Here is a 20,567-nt window from a genome sequence, read left to right on the forward strand (position 1 = left end):
ACGCGCGCCGCACGAATAGAGTTTCAAGCGGGCATGCCTTCACGCGAAGGCGTGCCCGTTTTGCGTTGCGTGCCGACCTGGTCAGCAGCGCAGCCGACGCTGGCGATAATCAACGCACCGCCGGCATCAGCGCCCGCATGATGTCAGGCTTCCAGGTCTGACGCGCGCTGTCGAATGCCGCGAAATCATGGTCGAACTGCCAGTAGGCCCATGCCCAGCCAAGCCGCTCCGCACTTCGCGCCACGAACGACAGATACCTCGTCCGGGCTTCGGCTGGGGCGGCCTCGTACACTCCGAACTCGCCGAGATAAATCGGGCGCTTTTCCCGTTCGGACCAGATACGCACCTTCTCGAAATCGGCGCGCGCCTTTCGTTCGTCCTCCGGAGTGCCCCAGTCGAGCGGCCCTACTCGCGAAAACGTTTCGGACCACGGCGCGCCCTGATGGGTGAAACGGATCGGCGCGTAGTAGTGAAACGTCACGATGAGGTTTCTGTCATCTGACGGCAGGACCAGTTCCTCGACCGGCATGTCATCGACGTTGAGAACGGCGGCAATGACCGTCCGCCCGGGGTTGGAGGCGCGGATGATGCCGAGACACTCGTTCAGAAGGGCGTTCCAGCTGGTGGACGTCATCTGCCCGCCCGGCTCGTTGAGGACCTCGAAGACGAGCCTCGGATATTTTCCGGCATAGCGCTCGGCGATTTGCGCCCAGAACGCTTTCAGCTTCCCGGCGCATTCGGACACGTCGCGCTGGCAAAGCTCGGTATCGTGCTCGTCGAGGACGGGAATGAGATTCCGGGCGAGCACTTCCTCGATGACGGCATCAAGCCGCCTCAACACCGCTTCGTCCAGCAGATTCCCGGGACCCATGAACTTGAAGCCAAAGAAATTGATCCGGACGTGCGAGAAGCCGGCCTTTCTGATCGCAGTGAGGTTGTCCAGACGAAACGGCGCGTTGCGACCTCCCTCCCAGATGCCGTCATAGCCGAGAATGTTGATGCCGCGCTTCAATTTCGGGAGAGCGGGCGCGGGGCCCTGCCCGGCCGCTCCGGCCTGGGAGAAGATCGCAAGCACCGACATCACCAGCGCGAGGGCGAAGATTACCGCCCGGCGGGCGCAGATCAGCTTCATCCTGCGTGCTCCATCATTGCAGGGCTTGCTTGCTGCACCGGCCTGCACACAGCGAAGAAGAATGCGACGAGCAGCACCGAGGTGAACATCGTCGAGCGAAGGAACATCGTCTCCGTGAAATTCGATTGAAAGCTCAGGACGACGAAGCCGATGATGAGCGCGCAGTGGGCACGATCGATCGACCGGGTCGCAATCAAATACAGGACCTTCTCCGAGAACAGATAGACGCTCGCGACGAACAGCACGTATCCCAGGAATCCCGTTTCGATCGCCACCGCGATGTAACCGCTATGATAATTGTCCAGCACCCAGCCATGGCTCTGGTTGAAATAGTCGTAGATCGCAGGGCGCGTCCAGAATCCGTTGATGCCGAAGCCCAGCAGCGGCGCATCGTTGAAATGGCCGATCGCGTATTGCCAGATGAACGTCCGCTCGGTCAGATTGATGGTCTGCTCACCGAGATGGATGGAATCGTAGCCCGTCACATAGAAATACAGGAATAGCAGGGCGGCCAGCACGCACATGACGACCGGCAGCACCGCGTAGACCTTCATGCAGCGGACCGACCACATCGAGGTCACGAGCAGTGCACCCGCGGCAATGGCGACGGCGCCGGCCCCACGGGATTCCGAGGCGATGACGCATATCGAGGCCAGGAGAAATACCGACAGGAAAACGATCCAACCCTGGCCCGTCATCTTCTGATAGCAGGCAAAGAACATCAGGTATGCGCTGATGAAGCCGAGCGTCTGCTTCGATTCATAGATTCCTTGCCACTGGCCATTGTGCATCCAGCTCTGGTCCACGCCGATCTCGGGCACGAAGATCGCACACAGGGCCGAGGCAGCGACCAGGACGAAGAGCCCCAGCGCCGTGGATTGGACGATCTCGTCGATGTCGATACGGGTGATGAGGCAGTACGCACCGAAAGTCGTCACCGCGAGTGCCGCGCTCTTCATGAACGCCGCACTGCCGAGGCTGGTCCAGAGAACGGAAACGACGGCAAGAGCATAGAATGCGACCAGCGCGATGAGATCGGGATTGCACTGCACTCTCACGCGCGGACGTACGAAGGCACTGGCGTAGATCAGGATGATCCACATCAAGAGCGCTACGGCCTGTTGCACATAGCTCCACTCTGCGCGAAGCAGCGCGGGATTGAAGACGCCCATCGACACGATCACGTTGACGGTGATCGAAATGCGGATCACGTTTCTGGCAAGCGTTTCCACGCCGACCCCGCGCGCTTTCCAGATCGCGCTGTCGTATGCCTCGGAATCCGCCACGGTGTGCAGGCTGGCCATGAGCTGACCTTCCAGACGCACGGTTAATATTTTGCTTAATGCGGAACGGCCTTAGGTTGAAGCGATTGCCACGCGCTCGGTGCCCCGGCGCGGGTGAGGGCTTTCTCCTCTAGGAGATTATCCCATCGCGGAAACACCCTCTCCCCAGCCCTCTCCCGCAAGCGGGAGAGGGAGTGCCTCCGTCGTTGCAGCAATCAAGCCTCAACTCATTACGCTCAGGCCGCGGTCGCCGGCGGCAGTGCCAGCACCGAATAGATCGCCTCGGCATCGCGCGAGGCGCGGAGCTTCTTGGCGATGTCCTGGTCGCGGAGCAGGCGGGCGATGCGGGCGAGCGCCTTGAGGTGATCGGCGCCGGCGCCTTCGGGGGCGAGCAGCAGGAAGACGAGATCGACCGGCTGGCCGTCCATCGCCTCGAAATCGATCGGACGGTCGAGGCGCGCGAACAGGCCAAAGATCTTTTCCAGCTTGGGCAGCTTGCCGTGCGGAATGGCGACGCCGTAGCCGACTGCGGTGGTGCCGAGCTTCTCCCGCTGCAGCAGCACCTCGAATACCGAGCGCTCGTTCTGCCCGGTCAGCTCGGCGGCCTTGGCTGCGAGCTCCTGCAAGGCCTGCTTCTTGCTGTTGACCTTCAATGCCGGGAGAATCGCCTCGGGTGCGACCAGATCGGTAATCGGCATGGAGGGTTTCCGAGGTGAATTAAACCGTCAGGTTCCGATTTGGCCAACTTGATAGACCAAGCTGAGCCGGCGTCAATAACATGAAGCAGGAGGCGCACTTAGCCCCGGTCGAGATGTGGGGGGCTTCTACTCCAACGCAATCCCGGTGCCAACTCCCGCGTGTGGCTTTGCCACCGTCATTGTTAAGGGCCGGGATGGTACGGTGTCCGAATCCCGGGCCTAGCCGTGCGATTGGCCGTCCACTTTCGCTCCCGGCGGGTCAATCCAGCCCACATTGCCGTCCGCCCGGCGGTAAATGATGTTCACCCGGCCTGACGAACCATGCTGGAATACCATGCAGGGCGCCCCGCTGAGGTCGAGTTCCATGACCGCTTCGCTGACCGAGAGCCGCTTCAGCGACGTGGTTTGCTCCGCGATGATGACCGGGCTGTAGCCGGTGACTTCCTCTTCGCCCTCTCCGGGCGCTTCCAGCACGTAAGCCGTGGCGTCGAGCGCAGCCATTGCTTCGGAGGCGACATGGGCCTTGCGCGCGGAGCGGTCCTTGAGCCGGTTCTTGTAGCGACGCAGCCGCCTCTCGATCATCAGCAGCGCCTGGTCGGCGCTGGCATAGGCATCGGGTGCGTTCGAATCGGCCTCCAGCGTGATTCCCGAATCGAGATGCAGGGCGCAATCGGTGCGAAAACCGAAACCGTCCTTGCTCAGCGTGATGTGGCCGGAATAGTTGCCGTCGAAATATTTGCGCAGCACCTCGTCGGTGCGGTCGGCAACGCGGCCGCGCAGGGCCTCGCCGACGCTGATGCTCTTTCCCGAAATCCGGAGAGTCATTGGATGCCTCGCTTGCTTTGTTGCCGCAGCTGCGATGACGAATCATCGCAACTGAAGTCGCTCCCTGCGCACGATCTTCGCGCGAACGCGCTCCGCGTATGTCGCGAGGAGAACCGCTGCACATCTCTCCGGATCATGCGCATGCCTGGATCGGTCTCGAAGTGAAGACGAGAGTAGCGCGATTTCGCGCCAGCGCAATCAGGCCGGCTCGGGGTTGCGGGAGCGATCGGACAATGCGGTGGAGAGAACGTTACCAAGAGCGCTCTGCTTGTCGCGGCGGCGTTGCACCGAGGAGGGTATGCGCATGGCTTCGCGGTACTTCGCGACCGTGCGGCGGGCAATATCAATGCCCGAAGCGCGCAAGCGTTCCACGATGGTGTCATCCGACAGGATCGCGGAGGGCTCCTCCGAATCGATCAGCTGCTTGATGTGGTGACGCACGGCTTCGGCCGAATGCGCCTCGCCGCCGTCGGCCGAGGCGATCGAGGCCGTGAAGAAATATTTCAGCTCGAACGTGCCGCGATTGGTCGCCATGTATTTGTTGGCAGTGACGCGCGACACCGTGGATTCATGCATCTGGATGGCATCGGCGACGGCCTTCAGATTGAGCGGCCGCAGGTGCGCCACGCCATGTGTGAAGAAACCGTCCTGCTGGCGCACGATCTCGGTTGCAACTTTCAGGATGGTGCGGGCGCGCTGGTCGAGCGCGCGCACGAGCCAGGTCGCGTTCTGAAGCGCGTCGGTGAAATAGGACTTGTCGCCGTCCTTGCCGACCTTCTTCGACAGCTCGGAATAATAGGTCTGGTTGACCAGCACACGCGGCAAGGTGTCGCTGTTGAGCTCGACATGCCAGCCGCCGTCGGGACCCGGACGGACATAGACGTCGGGCACCATGGTCTGCAGGCGCGCCGATCCGAACTTCATGCCGGGCTTGGGATTGAGGCGGCGGATCTCGCCGATCATATCGGCGATGTCCTCGTCGTCGACGCCGCAGATCTTGCGCAAGGCAACGATGTCGCGCTTGGCCAGCAGATCGAGATGCTCGACCAGGGCCTGCATCGCGGGGTCGTAGCGGTCGAGCTCGCGGAGCTGGATCGCCAGGCATTCGCTCAAATTGCGCGCGAAGACGCCGGGCGGATCGAATTTCTGCAGGACGGCGAGGACGCCTTCGACGTCGGCTTGCGATGCGCCAAGGCGCTCGGCGGCCTGGCCGAGATCGGCCGGCAGATAGCCGGCCTCGTCGACGAGGTCGATCAGGTACTGGCCGATCATGCGCTGGGCGGGTGCGGTGAAGGCGACCGCGAGCTGCTCGGCGAGATGGTCCGACAACGTTGTCTCGGCCGCGACAAAAGCTTCGAGATTGTAGTCTTCGGTACCAGAGGCACCGCCGCCCCATTCCGTATAGGTGGTCGGCGCGGCGTCCTGGGCGTTGCGCGCCGCGGCCTCGGCGGGCTCCTCGGAGAAGACGTTGTCCAGGCCCGTATCCAGGGTCTGCTCGATCTCGGCGCGGGTGCCGAGATCCTTGCTCATCCATTCTTCCTGGCCCGGCTCGAAACCCTCGGCGCCGCCGCCGAAGCCGTCCTCGCCCTGGCCATCGCCTTGACCGTCGGAATCGCCGTAACTCCCGGCCTCGGCCGGAGCCTCCCCCGCCGGGCCCTCGTCACTGGCCCGTTCCAGCAGCGGATTGCGCTCGAGCTCCTCTTCGACGAACGTCGTGAGATCGAGATTGGACAATTGCAGCAGCTTGATCGCCTGCATCAGCTGCGGCGTCATGACCAGCGACTGCGACTGCCGGAACTCTAGTCTCTGCGTAAGCGCCATGAAGCAAGAACCGTTCCCAAAAATTGGTCCGATTTTTGCTTATCCTAGTCCGAGCCCGATGTACACGTCTTGACGAAACGCAAAAACGGGCTAGAGGCGGAATTCCTCGCCAAGGTAGAGGCGGCGCACGTCCGGATCGGCAACGATCTCATCCGGAGTTCCCTCGGTCAAGATTTCCCCGGCATAGACGATATAGGCGCGATCGGTGAGGCCGAGCGTCTCGCGGACATTGTGGTCGGTGATGAGCACGCCGATGCCGCGATTGGTGAGATGGCGGACGAGGTCCTGGATGTCGCCGACCGCGATCGGGTCGATGCCGGCGAAGGGCTCGTCGAGCAGCATGTAGTTCGGCCGCGTCGCCAGCGCCCGCGCGATCTCGACGCGGCGGCGCTCGCCGCCGGACAGCGCGATCGACGGCGATTTCCGCAGGCGCGTGATGTTGAATTCGTCGAGCAGCGAATCGAGCTGCTGCTCGCGCTTCTTGCGTGAGGGCTCGACCACCTCGAGCACGGCGCGGATGTTCTGCTCGACGGTGAGGCCACGGAAGATCGAGGCTTCCTGCGGCAGATAGCCGATGCCGAGCCGCGCGCGCTGATACATCGGGAGCTTGGTGACGTCGTGGCCGTCGAGCTCGATCGCGCCGCGGTCGGCCTTGATCAGGCCGGTGATCATGTAGAACACGGTGGTCTTGCCGGCACCGTTCGGCCCGAGCAGGCCGACCGCTTCGCCCCGGCGCACATAGATGCTGACGCCGCGCACGACCTGGCGGCTGCCGAAACTCTTTTCCACGCTATGCACAGCCAGGAAGCCGGGCCGCTTCAGCAGCTGAGGGCCGCCCGCGCCGTTGGAGCTCGCGGCGGCCCTGACCGGGTGAACAGCCTGCGGACGCGGCGACTCGACTTGATAGTCGGCCTGATAGTCACCCCGGAACTGGTCCGGCGCGCGCATCGGCTGGTCGCGGGCGACCGGTGGCGCGTCCCGGATGGGACTGGTCACGAGGCCGCCGACGCTGTCACCGAGCGCGGTGATGTCCTGACGCGCAAATCCTGGCCGGCCGCGTTTGGCGGGGCGCCGACGGAACATGCTGAAGAGATCGACCATCCCCGCCTTCTAGCCTTTTCGCGACGATCCTGCGCGAATTCGCGCGATCTGCCGCACCGGCCTTTCAATTCGCCGAGACGGCATGAGTGGAGGGATGTCTCATGCCCAGTGAAACACGCCCGAAAAGCGGCGGATCCGCTTCGAAAGCCCTGCGCGCTAGATACAGCCTCGCCGGGCAAGCTTCAACCTCGGATCGCGTGGATCCGACACAAGTGATTGAATTTACTTTTGTTTACTTGCGCCGGGCAATTGCAGAGGCGGCGCCGCGCCGGGTTTGGCCCCTTGTCCCCCCTGGCCGCAATCATTGCTGCCGCCCTGCGGCAGCAGCGCCTGCACCCGGCCGTTGTCGGATTCGACGCGTGACACACCGGTCGTCATGTCGACCATCAGGCGGTCGCCGCGCAGCACGTTCTTGCACTGGGTCAGAACCACCTGGCCGCCCGAGCCGCCGAGCATGGTGATGAGGTTGGTCCTGGTGTCGAACACGGCGGTCTCGCCGGTCACCACCTGGTCCTTCTGGGTGACCACGACATTGCCGCGCGCCTCCAGCCGCTTGATCGAGGAGCTGCCGCCCGGACCCGGCGTCGCCGACTGCATCGGCGCCGATTTCGTGCCCTTCGCCGCAGGCTGCGGCGCGGCCGGCTTGTCGCCGCTCGATTCGTAGAACACCACCAGCGTCTTCGAGGTCATGGTGGTGTCGCCCTGCACGACCTTCACATTGCCGGCGAAGGTCGCCTCCTTTTTCTTGTCGCGCATCTCCAAAGAGGCGGCTTCGATCTGGATCGGCTGATCGCGATTCTGCGAAAAACCCTGCATCGCGTTGGGCACGCCTTGCATCGTGCTCTGTGCAAAGGCCGCCCCCGTGACGAGCAGCGCGAGACCGACGGCGAGCGCGGCCGCACCGAGGATGGCGCCACGCTTGTCTTCGCTGCGCGGAAAAAAATCGATCATGAAAATCACTTTGAATTGGCGGACTTGTTCTGCGGCGTACGTGTCTTCACCGGCGGCGCTGGCGGCGGCTCGACCGGCGCAGGCTGCGCAGTAGCCGGCTCGTCCAGCTTGTCCAGGTGCATCACCACATTGCCCTCGAAGCGGATGACGTCACCACCTTCGGTAATTCGCAAGCGATCCGCGGTCAGCGTGCCGTTGGTCAGCGTGACGTCGACGCGCTCGTCCGAGGAGACCGTGCCCTTGCCCATGTCGACGAAGGCCGAGTTCAGCCGCGCCTCGTAGCCGGTCGAGGTGCGCAGGAGGATGTCCTTGTACAGCTCGAGCTGCTGCTGCTTGTTGTCGAAGCGGCCGGTGCGGGCATCGAGGAAAAGCGTCGATCGATCCTCCATCAACACCTTCGCGCGCAGGTCGGATAGATCGACATGATCGGGGTCGGTGATGTCCTGCGTCGCGGTCTTGGCCCAGAGCTCATAGGGCCGCTGGTCCGGCGTGAAGCCGGCGAGGTGCGGCGATTCCATCGTGATCTTGGTGCCCGACACCACCATGTTTCCGGAATCGAGCGGCAGCTTCGGCATCAGCATACGGAACGGATTGAAGATCGAGACGCCGACGATGGCGGCCATGGACAATAGCACCGCACCCGGAACCGCAATGCGCAGAATCCGCACCAGGCGGCTGTGGCGCGCCGCGCTGGCGAACTTCGCCGCAAGCGCGGCGTCGTAGGTGGGATTCTGGGCCGAATTCACCTGGGCTCCTGAAGTCCTGGGCTCCTGAATATCGCTCGCCTCGTTCGGTCGACGGGCGCCCCATTGTATCCGGCGCCGCCCAAACATGCAGCCGGCGACAGGCCGTTACGAAAGTGTCCGAAACGGGGCGGCAACCTCAGGGTAACCGCCGCACGGGGCCTCAGGAATGCGCAAAAATGTCCTCTTCCGCCCAGCCCTGGAGGTCGAGCAAGGCGCGGGTCGGCAGGAAGTCGAAACAGGCCTGTGCCAGCTGGCTGCGGCCTTCACGGACCAGCATGGCATCGAGCCGCTCGCGCAAGCCGTGCAGATGCAGCACGTCGGAGGCGGCGTAGGCGAGCTGCGGCTCGGTCAGGCTGTCGGAACCCCAGTCGCTGGACTGCTGCTGCTTGGAGAGGTCGATGTTGAGCACCTCGCGAACGAGGTCCTTGAGGCCATGGCGGTCGGTATAGGTGCGGGTCAGGCGGGAGGCGATCTTGGTGCAGTAGATCGGCCCGGTCATGATGCCGAAGGTCTGGTACAGCACCGCGACGTCGAACCGCGCGAAGTGGAAGATCTTCGTCAAGGCCGGATTGGCCAGGAGCGCCTTCAGGTTCGGCGCATCGGTGTGCCCCTTGGGGATCTGCACCACGTCGGCGCTGCCGTCGCCGGGCGAGAGCTGCACCACGCAGAGCCGGTCGCGGTGCGGGTTCAGCCCCATGGTCTCGGTGTCGATCGCCACCGCTCCGGTGTAGCGGGACAGGTCGGGCAAGTCGCCGCGGTGCAGACGTACGGTCATGGCGTGTCAAAACCTCGGGTCGAATCGGTGCGTCGATATCATAGGCTAAACGGATGGACCGCGATGTAGCCACTGGCGAGAGGTCACGCAAGCGGCGGCCGTGGCCTTACGGGCGGTCAGGTCGCGGCGATGGCGTGCAGGTCGGCGATCCCTCAGTCGGGATTGGAGGGATCGGCTGGTCCTGCACTCTCGCGCATGCCGAGGGCTGAAACGCTTGATCAGTCGCGCCCCAATCAAGGTGATTCACACCCTCCACGGCGCGCGAAATGATGGGCCGCCGCTCTTTCCGGCAGAGCAGGTTTTCAGGCCGGCCCGCTGCAATTCGCCCCGGCACACCCTATCTGTTGCCGGCCTCTCCGCCCTTGCCCGCTCACGACGAACGAAGTGCCAATGACCGAACAGACGCTCGCCGCGCCGATCCACGACCAAGGGAAACGCCAGCGCGGCTTCTCGCGCTACCAGGCACTCCTCATCGCGCTGCTGGCGTTCACGCAGTTCACGATCATTCTCGACTTCATCATCATGTCGCCGCTCGGCGCCATCCTGATGCCCTCGCTCGACATCACGGCCGGGCAGTTCGGCGTCGCGGTGTCGGCCTACGCGTTCAGTGCGGGCATTTCGGGGATCCTCGCCGCCGGCTTCGCCGATCGGTTCGATCGCAAGCGCCTGCTGCTGTTCTTCTATGTCGGCTTCACGCTCGGCACTGCGCTCTGCGCGGCCGCGCAGACCTACCATGTGCTGCTGCTCGGCCGGATCGTGACCGGATTGTTCGGCGGCGTGATCGGCGCGGTGGTGCTCGCCATCGTCACCGACCTGTTTCCGCTGCACCTGCGCGGCCGCGTCATGGGTTTCCTCCAGACGGCGTTCGCCGCGAGCCAGGTGCTCGGCATTCCGGCCGGACTGTTTCTCGCCAATCACTGGAATTGGCATGTCTGCTTCGCGGCGATCGTCGTGGTGTCGATCGCAGCGATCGCAATCATCGCCCTCGTGATGGAGCCGGTCGATGCGCATCTGAAACTGAAGCAGGACAAGAACCCGTTCCACCATCTGATCGCGACGATCGGTCAGCCACGCTATACGCTCGCCTTCGCCGTCACGACGCTGCTGGCAACGGGCGGCTACATGCTGATGCCGTTCTCCAGCGCCTACACCGTGCACAATCTCGGCATCGACATCACGCATCTGCCGACGATCTATCTCGTCTCCGGCCTGTTCAGCATCGTCACGGGACCGCTGGTCGGACGTGCCAGCGACGCGTTCGGCAAATATCCGACCTTCGTGTTCGGCTGCGCGATGACCGTGGTCATGGTGCTGATCTACACACATCTCGGCCACGTCTCGCTCGCGACCGCGATCCTCGTCAACGTCCTGATGTTCGTCGGCATCTTCTCGCGGATGATCCCGTCGCAGGCGGTGATGTCGGCGATCCCCGACGCGAGCCAGCGCGGCTCCTTCAGCGCGGTCAGCGCCTCGCTGCAGCAGCTCTCCGGCGGACTCGGCTCGGTGCTCGCCGGCGCGATCATCGCGCAAGCGCCCGACGGCTCGCTGATCCATTTCGACCAGATCGGCTACGTCGTCGTCGCGACGACGATCATCACGCTGGTGATGATGTATTTTGTGCAGAAGGCGGTGGCGGAGCGGGCGGGGAAGCAGGTGGTGTGAAGGGCACCTTGCCGCAACAGCAGCCCGGCTCCCAGATCAGCCGCCGCCGAACTTGGATGGATCGTCATAGGCGGGAGGATCATCGTGGTCGGTCCGCAGACCGCCGGGAACGGAGTCGTCGCGATAGATGCGCACACCATTCGGAGTGACATAGACTGGAGCCGTGGCCTGGCCCGGCCGAACCATGACATGTCGCAACTTGTGATGCCCTCTTGCGGCCGCGTTCGCAGAAGCACACGGACCGATCAAGAGGCACAAGAAGACGCACGATCCCAAGACACAGCGCATTGCACTTTCTCGGCTCATGGCCCAATGCCAACGCAGCACTCTGAAAGGGCTTATCTATCTGGATCTGTTTGCGATCCAGAAAAGCATGGTGCCCAGGAAAGGACTCGAACCTTCACGGCCGTTAAGCCACTGGCACCTGAAGCCAGCGCGTCTACCAATTCCACCACCTGGGCATGCCGTTTGGGGCACGGAGGCGGTTACTACGGTTCGGTGACGCCGTTGTCAATTCATGCGTGAGGCCCGGTTCGGGATGCCGATTGCGCATCGCAAACCGGCTCGATAAAAGCCTGACAAGACGCACTCTTTTCCGCAGGAACGGACACCCCCATGGCATCGAATCTGGACACGCTCGTCACGGTTTTCGGCGGATCGGGGTTTTTGGGCCGGAATGTCGTCCGGGCCCTGTGCAAGCGCGATTACCGGGTCCGGGTTGCGGTACGGCGGCCGGAACTCGCCGGATACCTGCAGCCCTCCGGCAAGGTCGGACAGGTCCACACCGTGCAGGCGAATCTGCGCTATCCGGCCTCGGTCGAGGCGGCGCTGCGTGATTCGCATGTCGCGATCAACCTCGTCGGCGTCCTCACCGAGGGCGGCGCGCAGACCTTTGACGCCGTCCAGGCCAAGGGCGCCGAAACCGTCGCCAAGGCGGCGGCCGCGGCCGATGCCGGCCTGGTGCATGTCTCGGCGATCGGCGCCGACGCGGAATCGCCCTCGCGCTATGCCAGGGCCAAGGCGGCGGGCGAAGCCGCGGTCCTGGCCGCGGTTCCCTCCGCCACGATCTTCCGCCCCTCCGTGATGTTCGGCCCCGAGGACCAGTTCACCAACCGCTTCGCCGCGCTGGCCCGGATGTCGCCGGTGCTGCCGCTGATCGGCGGGACTACCCGGATGCAGCCGGTCTATGTCGGCGACGTCGCCACCGCGATCGCGGATGCCGTTGACGGCAAGGCCAAGGCCGGCGCGACCTACGAGCTCGGCGGGCCGGAAGTGCTGACCATGCGCGAGATCATCGAGACCATCCTGGAGATCACCGACCGCAAGCGGATGCTGATCCCGCTGTCGTTCGGCCTCGCCCGCTTCCAGGCCGCCTTCCTGCAATTCGCGCCGGGCGCGTTCAAGCTGACACCGGACCAGGTCACGCTGCTCGAGCGCGACAACGTCGTCTCGGAGGCGGCGAAGGCGGCCGGCCTGACGCTGGAAGGCCTCGGCATCACCCCCGATTCGCTGGAAGCGATCGCCCCGCAATATCTCTGGCGCTTCCGCGCCGCCGGTCAGTTCCAGCGCATGAGCGTGTGAGGCTGGTTTGCTTCTCTCGCTTGCTTGCGGGACAGCGTAGGCCGCCTCTGGCGGCCGTCCTCGAGAACGCCGGCGCATAGCTTCGGCAATGGCGTCGCGGCGGTGAGGACTTTCGCCTCATTGGCAGTCTCTCTGCGGAGACACCCTCTCCCGCAAGCGGGCGAGGGAGCGCACCAACCGAGTTGCTGCTCTACTGCCCGAGCGCCAGCGCGATCAGGCCGAGCGTGCCGACGATGACGCGCCACCAGGCGAACACCACGAAGCCGTGCCGGGTGACGTAGGTCAGGAACGTCTTCACCACGATGATGGCGGTGATGAACGACACCACGAAACCGATCGCGACGATGCCCATGTGGTCCATCGTCATCTCGGCGCGGCTCTTGTAGAAGTCGTAGGCGAACGCACCGATCATGGTGGGAATGGCGAGGAAGAACGAGAACTCCGCCGCCGCGCGCTTGTCGGCCCCGAGCAGCATGGCCGCGACGATGCTGGCGCCGGAGCGCGAGACGCCAGGGATCATCGCCACGCACTGCGCGATGCCGATATAGAGATACATCAGCAGCGGAAACCTGGTGGCGTCATGCTCGCGCGGCTTGAGATCGAGCTTGTCGACCCAGAGCAGGATGGCGCCGCCGACGATCAGCGTGAAGCAGATGACCCAGGGATTGAACAGCAGGCTCTTGATGTACTTGCCGGCGACGAGGCCGACGACCACGGCCGGCAGGAACGCCACCAGCACGCCGATCACGAAGCGCCGCGCATCGGCATCGCCCGTGAACAGGCCTATCACGACGTCCCACAGCTTCCTGAAATACAGCCCGACGATCGCGAGGATCGCGCCCAGCTGGATCAGAACCGTAAACGAATCCCAGAACGCGCCTTCGCCGAGATGGAAAAAGCGCTCCGCGAGCAGGAGGTGACCGGTCGAGGACACGGGAAGGAACTCGGTCACACCCTCGATGATGCCGAGGATCACTGCCCGTATTGCGTCTGACATATTTACGGTCCATTTCGGCTGGAAAAGCGGGGCTCTTCTCGCCTATTCGCTCCCATGCCGCAATCGCAAAATACGAAATCACGGCCTTGCTTCGCGGTTTTGAGGGCCTAGTGTGGCGCCGCACAAACATTGATGGATTCTTAAGCACCATCAAATAGTCAAAGGCTTCATGTTTACGCTGTATCATCATCCGTTCTGTCCGCATTCGCGCTTCATCCGCCTGATCGCGGGCGAATACGGGCTTGACCTGAAGCTGATCGAAGAGCGCAGCTGGGAGCGGCGCGAGGCGTTTCTGCTGCTCAATGCGGCCGGCACCACGCCGGTGCTCGTCGACGAGGAGCAGCCGCCGATTCCCGGCGCGGCCATCATCGCCGAATATGTCGACGAGGCCTATGGTGCCGAGATGGGCCCGAAACGCCTGATGCCGCAAACGATCAGCGAACGCGTCGAGGTGCGCCGGCTGATGTCCTGGTTCAACGAGAAGTTCTTCGAGGAAGTCTCGCACCCGCTCGTCACCGAGCGCATCTACAAGCGCTTCATGAGCGAGGAGAATGGCGGCGGCCCGCCTTCGGCCGACGTGATGCGCGCGGCGAAGGCCAATGTGCGCTATCATCTGGCCTATATCGGCTGGCTGGCGCAGACGCGCAATTTCCTCGCCGGCGACCGACTCACTTACGCGGATCTCGCCGCCGCGGCGCATCTCTCGGCGATCGACTATCTGGGCGACGTGCCATGGAGCGAGGACGACGCAGCAAAGGCGTGGTACGCGCGGGTGAAATCCCGCCCGTCGTTCCGTCCGCTCCTCAGCGAATGGCTGGCCGGCGTGCCGGCGTCGCGGACCTACGTGGACCTGGATTTCTGATGATGATCGTCATGCCCGGGCTTGTCCCGGGCATCCACGTTCTTTCTCTTCTCGTGAATGCTACACAAGGACGTGGATGGCCGGGACAAGCCCGGCCATGACGAGTGTGGATGCATCGGTGATCAAATCCAGCATCGACATTGATGAGCTTCGTACTGCGCTCACGCATGAAGCGCGCGGGCTCGGCTTCGACTGCATCGGCATCACCGCGCCGGGCACGATCGAGAGTGCCGGCAAACACTTCCTCGAATTCATCGCATCGGGCGGCCATGGCGACATGGACTGGCTCGCCGCAAGCCCCGAGCGCCGCGTCGATCCGCGCGGGCTGTGGCAGGACGTGCGCAGCGTGATCATGCTCGGCGTCAATTACGGTCCCGACTCCGATCCGCTGGCGATTCTCGAGCAGCCCACGCGCGCGGCGATCTCGGTCTATGCGCAGGGCGACGACTATCACGATCTCATCAAGAAGCGCCTGAAGGCGCTGGCGCGCTGGCTGGTCGCGGCTGCGCCGTCGGACGTGAAAGTGTTCGTCGACACCGCGGCGGTGATGGAGAAGCCGCTGGCGCAGGCGGCGCATCTGGGCTGGCAGGGCAAGCACACCAACCTCGTCTCGCGCGAGTTCGGCTCATGGCTTTTTCTCGGCGCGATCTACACCACGCTGGAGCTGCCGCGCGACGCCACCGAGATCGATCATTGCGGCTCGTGCCGGGCCTGTCTCGACATCTGCCCGACCGCGGCGTTCCCCGCGCCCTACAAGCTCGATGCGCGGCGCTGCATCTCGTATCTCACCATCGAGAGCAAGGGACCGATCCCGCGCGAATTTCGCAAGGCCATCGGCAATCGCATCTATGGCTGCGATGATTGTCTTGCGGCCTGCCCCTGGAACAAGTTTGCGCAGGAGGGACGCGAGGCCAGGCTTGCGGCGCGTGATGAATTGCGCGCGCCTGCGCTCGCCGAGCTCGCGCGGCTCGACGACGCGGCGTTTCGCGCGCTGTTCACGAAGTCGCCGGTCAAGCGCATCGGCCGCGACCGCTTCTTGCGGAACGTGCTGATTGCGATCGGCAACTCCGGTGAGGCGGCGCTGGCCGAGGAGGCGCGGCGCTTGCTGGACGATGCGAGTCCGCTGGTACGCGGGGCTGCGGTGTGGGCGCTGGGGCAATTGGTGGAACGCACCGAGTTTGATGCGATGAAGTCTGCTGCGGCGAGCAACGAGCACGACGACAGCGTGCGTGACGAGTGGCTGGCTGCGTCCTAACTCTCCGCTGTCATGCCCCGGCTTGACCGGGGCATCCAGCACGCCCCTGCTCCTCGACTCAATCACGACTGCCTCGGCGTAATGGATCGCCCGGTCAAGCCGGGCGATGACACCTTTTGTTTGGCGAGCGCACATGCGCCTCACCACACTTGATTTCCCCACCCATTCCCGCAATCTCGCACGTCATGACAAACATGCCTTTCTTCACCCGCGACGGCGAGACATTCCATCCGACGGAAGTTGCCAACGGTCCCTGGGATCCGAAGTCGCTGCACGGGCGCGTCATCGTCGGCCTGCTCGGCTTCGCCATCGAGGAACGCCATTCCGGGCCTGAGTTCGTGCCGGCGCGGCTCACCGTCGACATGTTTCGGCTGCCGACCATCGACAAGCCGATTGAAGTGACGACGCGGCTGGTACGCGATGGGATGCGCATCCGCGTGGTGGAAGCGGAGTTCGTTTCCGGCGGGGTCAGCATGGCGCGCGCGTCGTGTCAGCTGCTGCGCAAGACGCAGAATCCTGATGGCGATGTGTGGTCGCCGCCGAACTGGGACGCGCCGAAGCCGTCCGACATTCCCAAGCCCACGGATCCCAGGCTCGGCATGAACGGCAAATGGACGACGCGGCCGATCGTCGGCCATATGGGCTCGCTCGGGCCGCGCCGGCTCTGGATGAGCGAGGTGCGCGAGCTCGTTGCGGGCGTGCCGATGACGCCGTTCGTCCATGTCGCAACCGGTGCCGATTTCGCCAGCCCGTTTGCCAATGCCGGCGACAAGGGGCTCGGCTACATCAACAGCGACGTCACGATCTATCTGCACCGCCTGCCGGTCACGGAATGGATCGGCTTCGAAGTCGTGAACCACCACGCCACCGACGGCGTCGCGATCGGCGAATGCTGGCTCTATGACGAACAGGGCCCGATCGGCACCGCCACGGTCGCCGCACTGGCGCAGCGCAAGCCGATGGCGAATCCATCGAAGCGGTAGGAATGCGCGCGCCTCTCTCCGACCGTCATTCCGGGATGCGCCGTCAGGCGCAGACCCGGAATCCATTGGATCGCAGGCCAAAAGGCGAAATGGATTCCGGGTTCGCGCTTCGCGCGCCCCGGAATGACGGTCAGGTGAGATGCCGCTGCATCTCCGGCCGTGCCTTCAGCTCGGCGCCCTGCTTGGCGACGATCTTCGCAATTCTTTCAGGCGCGAACTTCAGATCGACGAACGCCGGCGCGGTGTTGGCGACCTCGTGATAGCTTGCGATCTTGCCGTCACGCAGCGTCATGATCGCGACGCCCTCGAACATCGCCCGCGCGCCGCTCGCTTCCGGCAGGATTGATTTGTAGCTGAAGGTGTAGCGCGCATAGAGCGTGGTGCCGTCGGTGACGGGATCGTGCATGTCCCAGCGGAAATCGCTCGCCGTGCGATAGAACCAGTCGTCGATCATTTCGGCGATCCTCGCGCGACCGGCGAAGGCGCCATAGAAGACGTCGTGATAGACGCCGTCCTCGGTGAACAATTCGGCAAAGGCGCGGCCATTGCGCTGCTCGACCGCATCGCAGAAGGCGCGCAGCATGGCGGTTGTGGTCATTGGCGTTTCTCCTTCCCCGTTCTCTGTCATGCCCCGGCTTGACCGGGGCATCCAGTACGCCGCGGCTTCTCGACTCAAGCACAGCCGTCTCTGGGATACTGGATCGCCCGATCAAGTCGGGCGATGACACCGAATGCTGGGTGATGATTTCACCCGATCTCGGCGACCGCGGCAAGGATGCGCGCGATGTCCTGCGGGCGGGAGAGGCGGTGATCGCCGTCCTGGATCATGGTCAGCACGACGTCGTCCGCCGGCAGGCGGTGCGTCAGCGCGAACGCGTGCTGCCATGGCACGTCAGGATCTTTCGCGCCTTGCAGGATGCGGACGGGGCAGCCGAGATCGATGGCGCTGCCGAGCACGAGGTGGTTGCGGCCCTCCTCGATCAGGTTCCGCGTGATCGGATAGGGCGAGCCGTCGCCGTAATCCGACGGCCGCATCCAGACACCCTTGGTCTCGATCTCTTTCTTCACCGCGGGCGAGAAATTCTTCCACATCAGCTCCTCGGTGAAGTCGGGCGCCGGTGCGATCAGGACAACGCCGGCCAGCGACGCCTTGCCAGAACGCTTCTTGATCTCGCGCGCGAGCAGCAGCGCGATCCAGCCGCCCATGGATGAGCCGATCAGGACTTGCGGGCCGTCGCAAAACCGCTCGAACACCGCAACGCTCTCCTCCAGCCAGCGTCCGATGGTTCCGTCAGCGAAGTCGCCGCCGGACTCGCCGTGGCCGGAATAGTCGAACCGGACCATTGCGCGGCTGTGATCCCGGGCCCAGGCGTCCAGCGCCAAGGCCTTGCTGCCCAGCATGTCCGAGTTGAATCCGCCCAGCCAGACCAGTCCAGGCCCCTGTCCTCGCCGACTGCGTACCGCGATCCTGCGTGCGGACAGGCCCTCACCCACGTCGATGAAGTCGAGCATGGCATCAGGAATTATATCGGTCATGGAACATTTACTCTGGCTGTGCGGTTTGAGCTGTCCGGGCGCGTCCCGCGATGCAACCCGATGGCTGCATTGGCCGCCCTTTGGGACGCTTGCGGAACAGAAGCAAGGTGTCTATGTCGTCTGCGTGCCCGGGCGTGACCAAAATGCCTCGCATTTGAGGGTTTTTCGCGTGCCGCACGAGCGACTTGCTTGCCGGCAATCGCATCTTCCTTCAAGATAGCCGCTTCTTTCACAACTTTGGAGAACCACCCATTCGCCGTCCTAATAAAGCTCCGCCCGCTGCCAGCAAAGACGGGCCGCGCATCAATGATGATATCCGCAATGCGCAGATCCAGCTGATCGACCAGACCGGTGACAACAAGGGCACGGTCGAGACCGTCGTCGCTATCCGGATGGCTCAGGAAGCCGGCATGGATCTGGTCGAGATTTCGCCGAATGCCAGCCCTCCCGTCTGCAAGATCATGGACTACGGGAAGTACAAGTATTCCGCTCAGAAGAAAGCCGCGGAAGCCCGCAAGCGGCAGAAGACCGTCGAGATCAAGGAGATCAAGCTTCGCCCGATGATCGACGACCATGATTACGACGTGAAGATGCGCGCGATGCAGCGGTTCTTCGAAGAGGGCGACAAGGTCAAGATCACGCTGCGCTATCGTGGCCGCGAAATGGCGCACCAGGAGATCGGCACCAAGCTGCTGGACAAGATCAAGACCGACGTCGCCGAGCTCGCCAAGGTCGAGCAGGATGCGCGGTTCGAAGGTCGCCAGGTCGTCATGGTGCTGGCGCCGCGCTGACGCGAAGCACTTTGGGATTGAGAATTCAGCGGCCCGTCCGGATCTCCGGCGGGCCGTTTTGTTTTGGTCAAGGTGGAAGCCGCGCGCTCCGCTGCACCCTCGCCCGCTTGCGGGAGAGGGTGGCGCGAAGCGCCGGGTGAGGGCTTTTTCCTCTTGGGGGTTCTCGATTGAGGAAGCACCCTCTCCCCAGCCCTCCCCCGCAGGCGGGGGAGGGAGCGCACCGTGGCTGTGGCGATGGCTCGTTCGACTACGTCCTCGTCGCCTGCCAGGTGCCGCTGCACTGGTCGCCGGAGATGATACCTCTCCACGAGCCGGCGCCGTTCATGCCGGCGAGCCTGCCGCCGCCGCTGGCATGAGAGGCGCCGACCGAGACATGGACAGCCACAGCGCCGGAGCGGTTGATCCGGCCCGAGACCCGGCCGCCGCCGGCGGACGACACCCGCCTGCCCGTGACGGTGAAGGGGACGCTGTAGCCTGAGCTGCAATTGCCCCTCGTGGTGGCGAAGGTGACGTTCCAGATGCCGTCATAGCCGCCGACGCGGGCATCGGCAGTCGACGGCAGCATGGCGGCGGCGAGCACGGGAAACACCGCCAGATGACGCGCGCGGACGAAACCAGTCGAAGACGACGACGATTGGGAAAAATGGGCCATTTTGGTCTGCTCCGGGCGACGCGGCTGGGGACATGAGGGTGCAGCACCGGATAGTCTCCGGGCCTGTTCCGCCGGTTCATCGTTGCCATTTGGCTCCCGCTCTGTCATAAGCCCAGCCTTCATCGCCCGGCTGATTAAGGGCTGCCGTGGCGGTGTTTCGTGCGGGTTTCGCGCTCGTTCGCAAAAACCTGAGCACAATCAACGCTCTAACGAGCAATTTAGACGGCCAGCCGCCTTCACGGGCGGATTTCTGTTGTGGCCATAGGAGAGCCAAATGCCCAAGCTGAAGACCAAATCGGGCGCTAAAAAGCGCTTCAAGGTGACTGCCACCGGCAAAGTGATGCACGCCCAGCGCGGCAAGCGTCACGGCATGATCAAGCGGACGAAGAAGCAGATCCGTCAGCTCCGCGGCACCCGCGTGCTGTTCAAGACCGACGGCGACAACGTCAAGAAGTACTTCTTGCCGAACGCCTGATCGCGTCCACGATCACTGCCACCTCGCGCCGCCTTCGCGCGGCGATCCGAAAACCAAGTCATCTCTGAAGGAATTTTGTCATGTCTCGCGTCAAACGCGGTGTGACCGCCCACGCCAAGCACAAGAAAGTCTACAAGGCCGCCAAGGGCTTCTATGGCCGCCGCAAGAACACCATCCGCGCCGCCAAGCCGGCCGTGGAGAAGGCGATGCAATATGCCTTCCGCGACCGCAAGCGTAAGAAGCGGACGTTCCGCGCGCTCTGGATCCAGCGCATCAACGCTGCCGTCCGTCCGTTCGGCCTGACCTACAGCCGATTTATCGACGGCATGGCCAAGTCCGGGATCACCGTGGACCGCAAGGTGCTGTCGGATCTCGCGATCAGCGAGCCCGCCGCGTTCCAGGCGATCGCCGAGAAGGCCAAGGCTGCGCTCGCCGCCTGAG

At 63.9% G+C, this 20,567-nt stretch carries 22 protein-coding genes and 1 tRNA gene; 8 read left to right on the forward strand and 15 right to left on the reverse strand.

Annotated features, from left to right (window positions below; all coding sequences use genetic code 11):
• Nucleotides 1-109: 109 nt before the first annotated feature.
• From ACM42_RS15510 to ACM42_RS15550, 9 genes are all read right to left on the reverse strand, one after another.
• Nucleotides 110-1,132 (reverse strand): glycoside hydrolase family 5 protein, encoded by a 1,023-nt coding sequence (locus ACM42_RS15510; RefSeq protein WP_271528740.1) that lies wholly within the window; start codon nucleotides 1,130-1,132, stop codon nucleotides 110-112.
• Nucleotides 1,129-2,436: an O-antigen ligase family protein gene (locus tag ACM42_RS15515; RefSeq protein ID WP_271528741.1), complete on the reverse strand. Its 1,308-nt coding sequence runs from the start codon at nucleotides 2,434-2,436 to the stop codon at nucleotides 1,129-1,131. The genes ACM42_RS15510 and ACM42_RS15515 overlap by 4 nt, the downstream gene beginning before the upstream one ends.
• 215 nt (nucleotides 2,437-2,651) lie before the next feature.
• Nucleotides 2,652-3,113: a PTS IIA-like nitrogen regulatory protein PtsN gene (gene ptsN, locus ACM42_RS15520; RefSeq protein WP_028179145.1), complete on the reverse strand. Its 462-nt coding sequence runs from the start codon at nucleotides 3,111-3,113 to the stop codon at nucleotides 2,652-2,654.
• Nucleotides 3,114-3,332: 219 nt separating this feature from the next.
• Nucleotides 3,333-3,938 (reverse strand): ribosome hibernation-promoting factor, HPF/YfiA family, encoded by a 606-nt coding sequence (gene hpf / locus ACM42_RS15525; RefSeq protein ID WP_271528742.1) that lies wholly within the window; start codon nucleotides 3,936-3,938, stop codon nucleotides 3,333-3,335.
• A 198-nt stretch (nucleotides 3,939-4,136) separates the two neighbouring features.
• Nucleotides 4,137-5,759, reverse strand: a complete 1,623-nt coding sequence (rpoN, locus tag ACM42_RS15530; RefSeq protein WP_271528743.1) for an RNA polymerase factor sigma-54 — start codon at nucleotides 5,757-5,759, stop codon at nucleotides 4,137-4,139.
• A 90-nt stretch (nucleotides 5,760-5,849) separates the two neighbouring features.
• Nucleotides 5,850-6,860, reverse strand: a complete 1,011-nt coding sequence (gene lptB, locus ACM42_RS15535) for an LPS export ABC transporter ATP-binding protein (RefSeq protein ID WP_271528744.1) — start codon at nucleotides 6,858-6,860, stop codon at nucleotides 5,850-5,852.
• Between the two features lie 222 nt (nucleotides 6,861-7,082).
• Nucleotides 7,083-7,811, reverse strand: coding sequence for an LptA/OstA family protein (locus ACM42_RS15540; RefSeq protein WP_271528745.1), 729 nt, complete (start codon nucleotides 7,809-7,811; stop codon nucleotides 7,083-7,085).
• A gap of 5 nt (nucleotides 7,812-7,816) precedes the next feature.
• Complete coding sequence (lptC, locus tag ACM42_RS15545) at nucleotides 7,817-8,557, reverse strand: LPS export ABC transporter periplasmic protein LptC (RefSeq protein WP_271528746.1); 741 nt, start codon at nucleotides 8,555-8,557, stop codon at nucleotides 7,817-7,819.
• 160 nt (nucleotides 8,558-8,717) lie between these two features.
• Complete coding sequence (locus ACM42_RS15550; protein ID WP_271528747.1) at nucleotides 8,718-9,332, reverse strand: ribonuclease D; 615 nt, start codon at nucleotides 9,330-9,332, stop codon at nucleotides 8,718-8,720.
• Nucleotides 9,333-9,722: 390 nt separating this feature from the next.
• On the opposite strand from ACM42_RS15550, the gene ACM42_RS15555 reads away from it, so the two are divergent.
• Nucleotides 9,723-10,994, forward strand: coding sequence for an MFS transporter (locus tag ACM42_RS15555; protein WP_271528748.1), 1,272 nt, complete (start codon nucleotides 9,723-9,725; stop codon nucleotides 10,992-10,994).
• A 36-nt stretch (nucleotides 10,995-11,030) separates the two neighbouring features.
• Here the strand turns inward: ACM42_RS15555 and ACM42_RS15560 are convergent, their stop codons facing one another.
• Together ACM42_RS15560 and ACM42_RS15565 are read right to left on the reverse strand one after the other, a co-directional pair.
• On the reverse strand, nucleotides 11,031-11,180 hold the full coding sequence (locus ACM42_RS15560; protein WP_271528749.1) for a hypothetical protein: 150 nt from the start codon (nucleotides 11,178-11,180) through the stop codon (nucleotides 11,031-11,033).
• A gap of 188 nt (nucleotides 11,181-11,368) precedes the next feature.
• Nucleotides 11,369-11,455 (reverse strand) — tRNA-Leu (locus ACM42_RS15565).
• Between the two features lie 154 nt (nucleotides 11,456-11,609).
• On the opposite strand from ACM42_RS15565, the gene ACM42_RS15570 reads away from it, so the two are divergent.
• Complete coding sequence (locus tag ACM42_RS15570) at nucleotides 11,610-12,575, forward strand: complex I NDUFA9 subunit family protein (RefSeq protein ID WP_271528750.1); 966 nt, start codon at nucleotides 11,610-11,612, stop codon at nucleotides 12,573-12,575.
• A gap of 190 nt (nucleotides 12,576-12,765) precedes the next feature.
• On the opposite strand, the gene ACM42_RS15575 is transcribed toward ACM42_RS15570, so the two are convergent.
• The gene (locus ACM42_RS15575) at nucleotides 12,766-13,572 is read right to left on the reverse strand and encodes an undecaprenyl-diphosphate phosphatase (protein WP_271528751.1); all 807 of its coding nucleotides are present in this window, start codon (nucleotides 13,570-13,572) and stop codon (nucleotides 12,766-12,768) included.
• Between the two features lie 169 nt (nucleotides 13,573-13,741).
• On the opposite strand from ACM42_RS15575, the gene ACM42_RS15580 reads away from it, so the two are divergent.
• The 3 genes from ACM42_RS15580 to ACM42_RS15590 all read left to right on the forward strand — a co-directional run bounded on the left by ACM42_RS15580 (nucleotide 13,742) and on the right by ACM42_RS15590 (nucleotide 16,672).
• Entirely contained in the window at nucleotides 13,742-14,434 is a 693-nt protein-coding gene (locus ACM42_RS15580; protein ID WP_271528752.1) for a glutathione S-transferase family protein, read from the forward strand.
• Between the two features lie 97 nt (nucleotides 14,435-14,531).
• Nucleotides 14,532-15,689, forward strand: a complete 1,158-nt coding sequence (gene queG, locus ACM42_RS15585) for a tRNA epoxyqueuosine(34) reductase QueG (protein ID WP_271528753.1) — start codon at nucleotides 14,532-14,534, stop codon at nucleotides 15,687-15,689.
• A 185-nt stretch (nucleotides 15,690-15,874) separates the two neighbouring features.
• Nucleotides 15,875-16,672, forward strand: coding sequence for an acyl-CoA thioesterase domain-containing protein (locus ACM42_RS15590; protein WP_271528754.1), 798 nt, complete (start codon nucleotides 15,875-15,877; stop codon nucleotides 16,670-16,672).
• Between the two features lie 130 nt (nucleotides 16,673-16,802).
• Here the strand turns inward: ACM42_RS15590 and ACM42_RS15595 are convergent, their stop codons facing one another.
• Nucleotides 16,803-17,270, reverse strand: a complete 468-nt coding sequence (locus tag ACM42_RS15595) for a nuclear transport factor 2 family protein (protein WP_271528755.1) — start codon at nucleotides 17,268-17,270, stop codon at nucleotides 16,803-16,805.
• Nucleotides 17,271-17,419: 149 nt separating this feature from the next.
• On the reverse strand, nucleotides 17,420-18,208 hold the full coding sequence (locus ACM42_RS15600; RefSeq protein WP_271528756.1) for an alpha/beta hydrolase: 789 nt from the start codon (nucleotides 18,206-18,208) through the stop codon (nucleotides 17,420-17,422).
• Nucleotides 18,209-18,459: 251 nt separating this feature from the next.
• Between ACM42_RS15600 and infC the strand changes: the two genes are divergently transcribed.
• Nucleotides 18,460-18,999 (forward strand): translation initiation factor IF-3, encoded by a 540-nt coding sequence (gene infC, locus ACM42_RS15605; protein ID WP_080659921.1) that lies wholly within the window; start codon nucleotides 18,460-18,462, stop codon nucleotides 18,997-18,999.
• Nucleotides 19,000-19,246: 247 nt separating this feature from the next.
• On the opposite strand, the gene ACM42_RS15610 is transcribed toward infC, so the two are convergent.
• Nucleotides 19,247-19,651, reverse strand: a complete 405-nt coding sequence (locus ACM42_RS15610; protein WP_271528757.1) for a hypothetical protein — start codon at nucleotides 19,649-19,651, stop codon at nucleotides 19,247-19,249.
• Between the two features lie 274 nt (nucleotides 19,652-19,925).
• On the opposite strand from ACM42_RS15610, the gene rpmI reads away from it, so the two are divergent.
• Complete coding sequence (gene rpmI / locus ACM42_RS15615; RefSeq protein WP_008539890.1) at nucleotides 19,926-20,126, forward strand: 50S ribosomal protein L35; 201 nt, start codon at nucleotides 19,926-19,928, stop codon at nucleotides 20,124-20,126.
• Nucleotides 20,127-20,206: 80 nt separating this feature from the next.
• Entirely contained in the window at nucleotides 20,207-20,566 is a 360-nt protein-coding gene (rplT, locus tag ACM42_RS15620; protein ID WP_028179126.1) for a 50S ribosomal protein L20, read from the forward strand.
• Nucleotide 20,567 lies beyond the last annotated feature (1 nt).

It is taken from the genome of Bradyrhizobium sp. CCBAU 25338, assembly GCF_028128965.1.
In the GTDB taxonomy this organism is placed as follows: Bacteria; Pseudomonadota; Alphaproteobacteria; order Rhizobiales; family Xanthobacteraceae; genus Bradyrhizobium; species Bradyrhizobium liaoningense.

Bases quoted from the DNA above. Each gene is read 5' to 3' on its own strand.
- ACM42_RS15510 (WP_271528740.1), bottom strand. From the start codon at position 1,132: ATGAAGCTGATCTGCGCCCGCCGGGCGGTAATCTTCGCCCTCGCGCTG.
- ACM42_RS15515 (WP_271528741.1), bottom strand. From the start codon at position 2,436: ATGGCCAGCCTGCACACCGTGGCGGATTCCGAGGCATACGACAGCGCG.
- ptsN (WP_028179145.1), bottom strand. From the start codon at position 3,113: ATGCCGATTACCGATCTGGTCGCACCCGAGGCGATTCTCCCGGCATTG.
- hpf (WP_271528742.1), bottom strand. From the start codon at position 3,938: ATGACTCTCCGGATTTCGGGAAAGAGCATCAGCGTCGGCGAGGCCCTG.
- rpoN (WP_271528743.1), bottom strand. From the start codon at position 5,759: ATGGCGCTTACGCAGAGACTAGAGTTCCGGCAGTCGCAGTCGCTGGTC.
- lptB (WP_271528744.1), bottom strand. From the start codon at position 6,860: ATGGTCGATCTCTTCAGCATGTTCCGTCGGCGCCCCGCCAAACGCGGC.
- ACM42_RS15540 (WP_271528745.1), bottom strand. From the start codon at position 7,811: ATGATCGATTTTTTTCCGCGCAGCGAAGACAAGCGTGGCGCCATCCTC.
- ACM42_RS15550 (WP_271528747.1), bottom strand. From the start codon at position 9,332: ATGACCGTACGTCTGCACCGCGGCGACTTGCCCGACCTGTCCCGCTAC.
- ACM42_RS15555 (WP_271528748.1), top strand. From the start codon at position 9,723: ATGACCGAACAGACGCTCGCCGCGCCGATCCACGACCAAGGGAAACGC.
- ACM42_RS15560 (WP_271528749.1), bottom strand. From the start codon at position 11,180: ATGGTTCGGCCGGGCCAGGCCACGGCTCCAGTCTATGTCACTCCGAAT.
- ACM42_RS15570 (WP_271528750.1), top strand. From the start codon at position 11,610: ATGGCATCGAATCTGGACACGCTCGTCACGGTTTTCGGCGGATCGGGG.
- ACM42_RS15575 (WP_271528751.1), bottom strand. From the start codon at position 13,572: ATGTCAGACGCAATACGGGCAGTGATCCTCGGCATCATCGAGGGTGTG.
- ACM42_RS15580 (WP_271528752.1), top strand. From the start codon at position 13,742: ATGTTTACGCTGTATCATCATCCGTTCTGTCCGCATTCGCGCTTCATC.
- queG (WP_271528753.1), top strand. From the start codon at position 14,532: ATGACGAGTGTGGATGCATCGGTGATCAAATCCAGCATCGACATTGAT.
- ACM42_RS15590 (WP_271528754.1), top strand. From the start codon at position 15,875: ATGACAAACATGCCTTTCTTCACCCGCGACGGCGAGACATTCCATCCG.
- ACM42_RS15595 (WP_271528755.1), bottom strand. From the start codon at position 17,270: ATGACCACAACCGCCATGCTGCGCGCCTTCTGCGATGCGGTCGAGCAG.
- ACM42_RS15600 (WP_271528756.1), bottom strand. From the start codon at position 18,208: ATGACCGATATAATTCCTGATGCCATGCTCGACTTCATCGACGTGGGT.
- ACM42_RS15610 (WP_271528757.1), bottom strand. From the start codon at position 19,651: ATGGCCCATTTTTCCCAATCGTCGTCGTCTTCGACTGGTTTCGTCCGC.
- rpmI (WP_008539890.1), top strand. From the start codon at position 19,926: ATGCCCAAGCTGAAGACCAAATCGGGCGCTAAAAAGCGCTTCAAGGTG.
- rplT (WP_028179126.1), top strand. From the start codon at position 20,207: ATGTCTCGCGTCAAACGCGGTGTGACCGCCCACGCCAAGCACAAGAAA.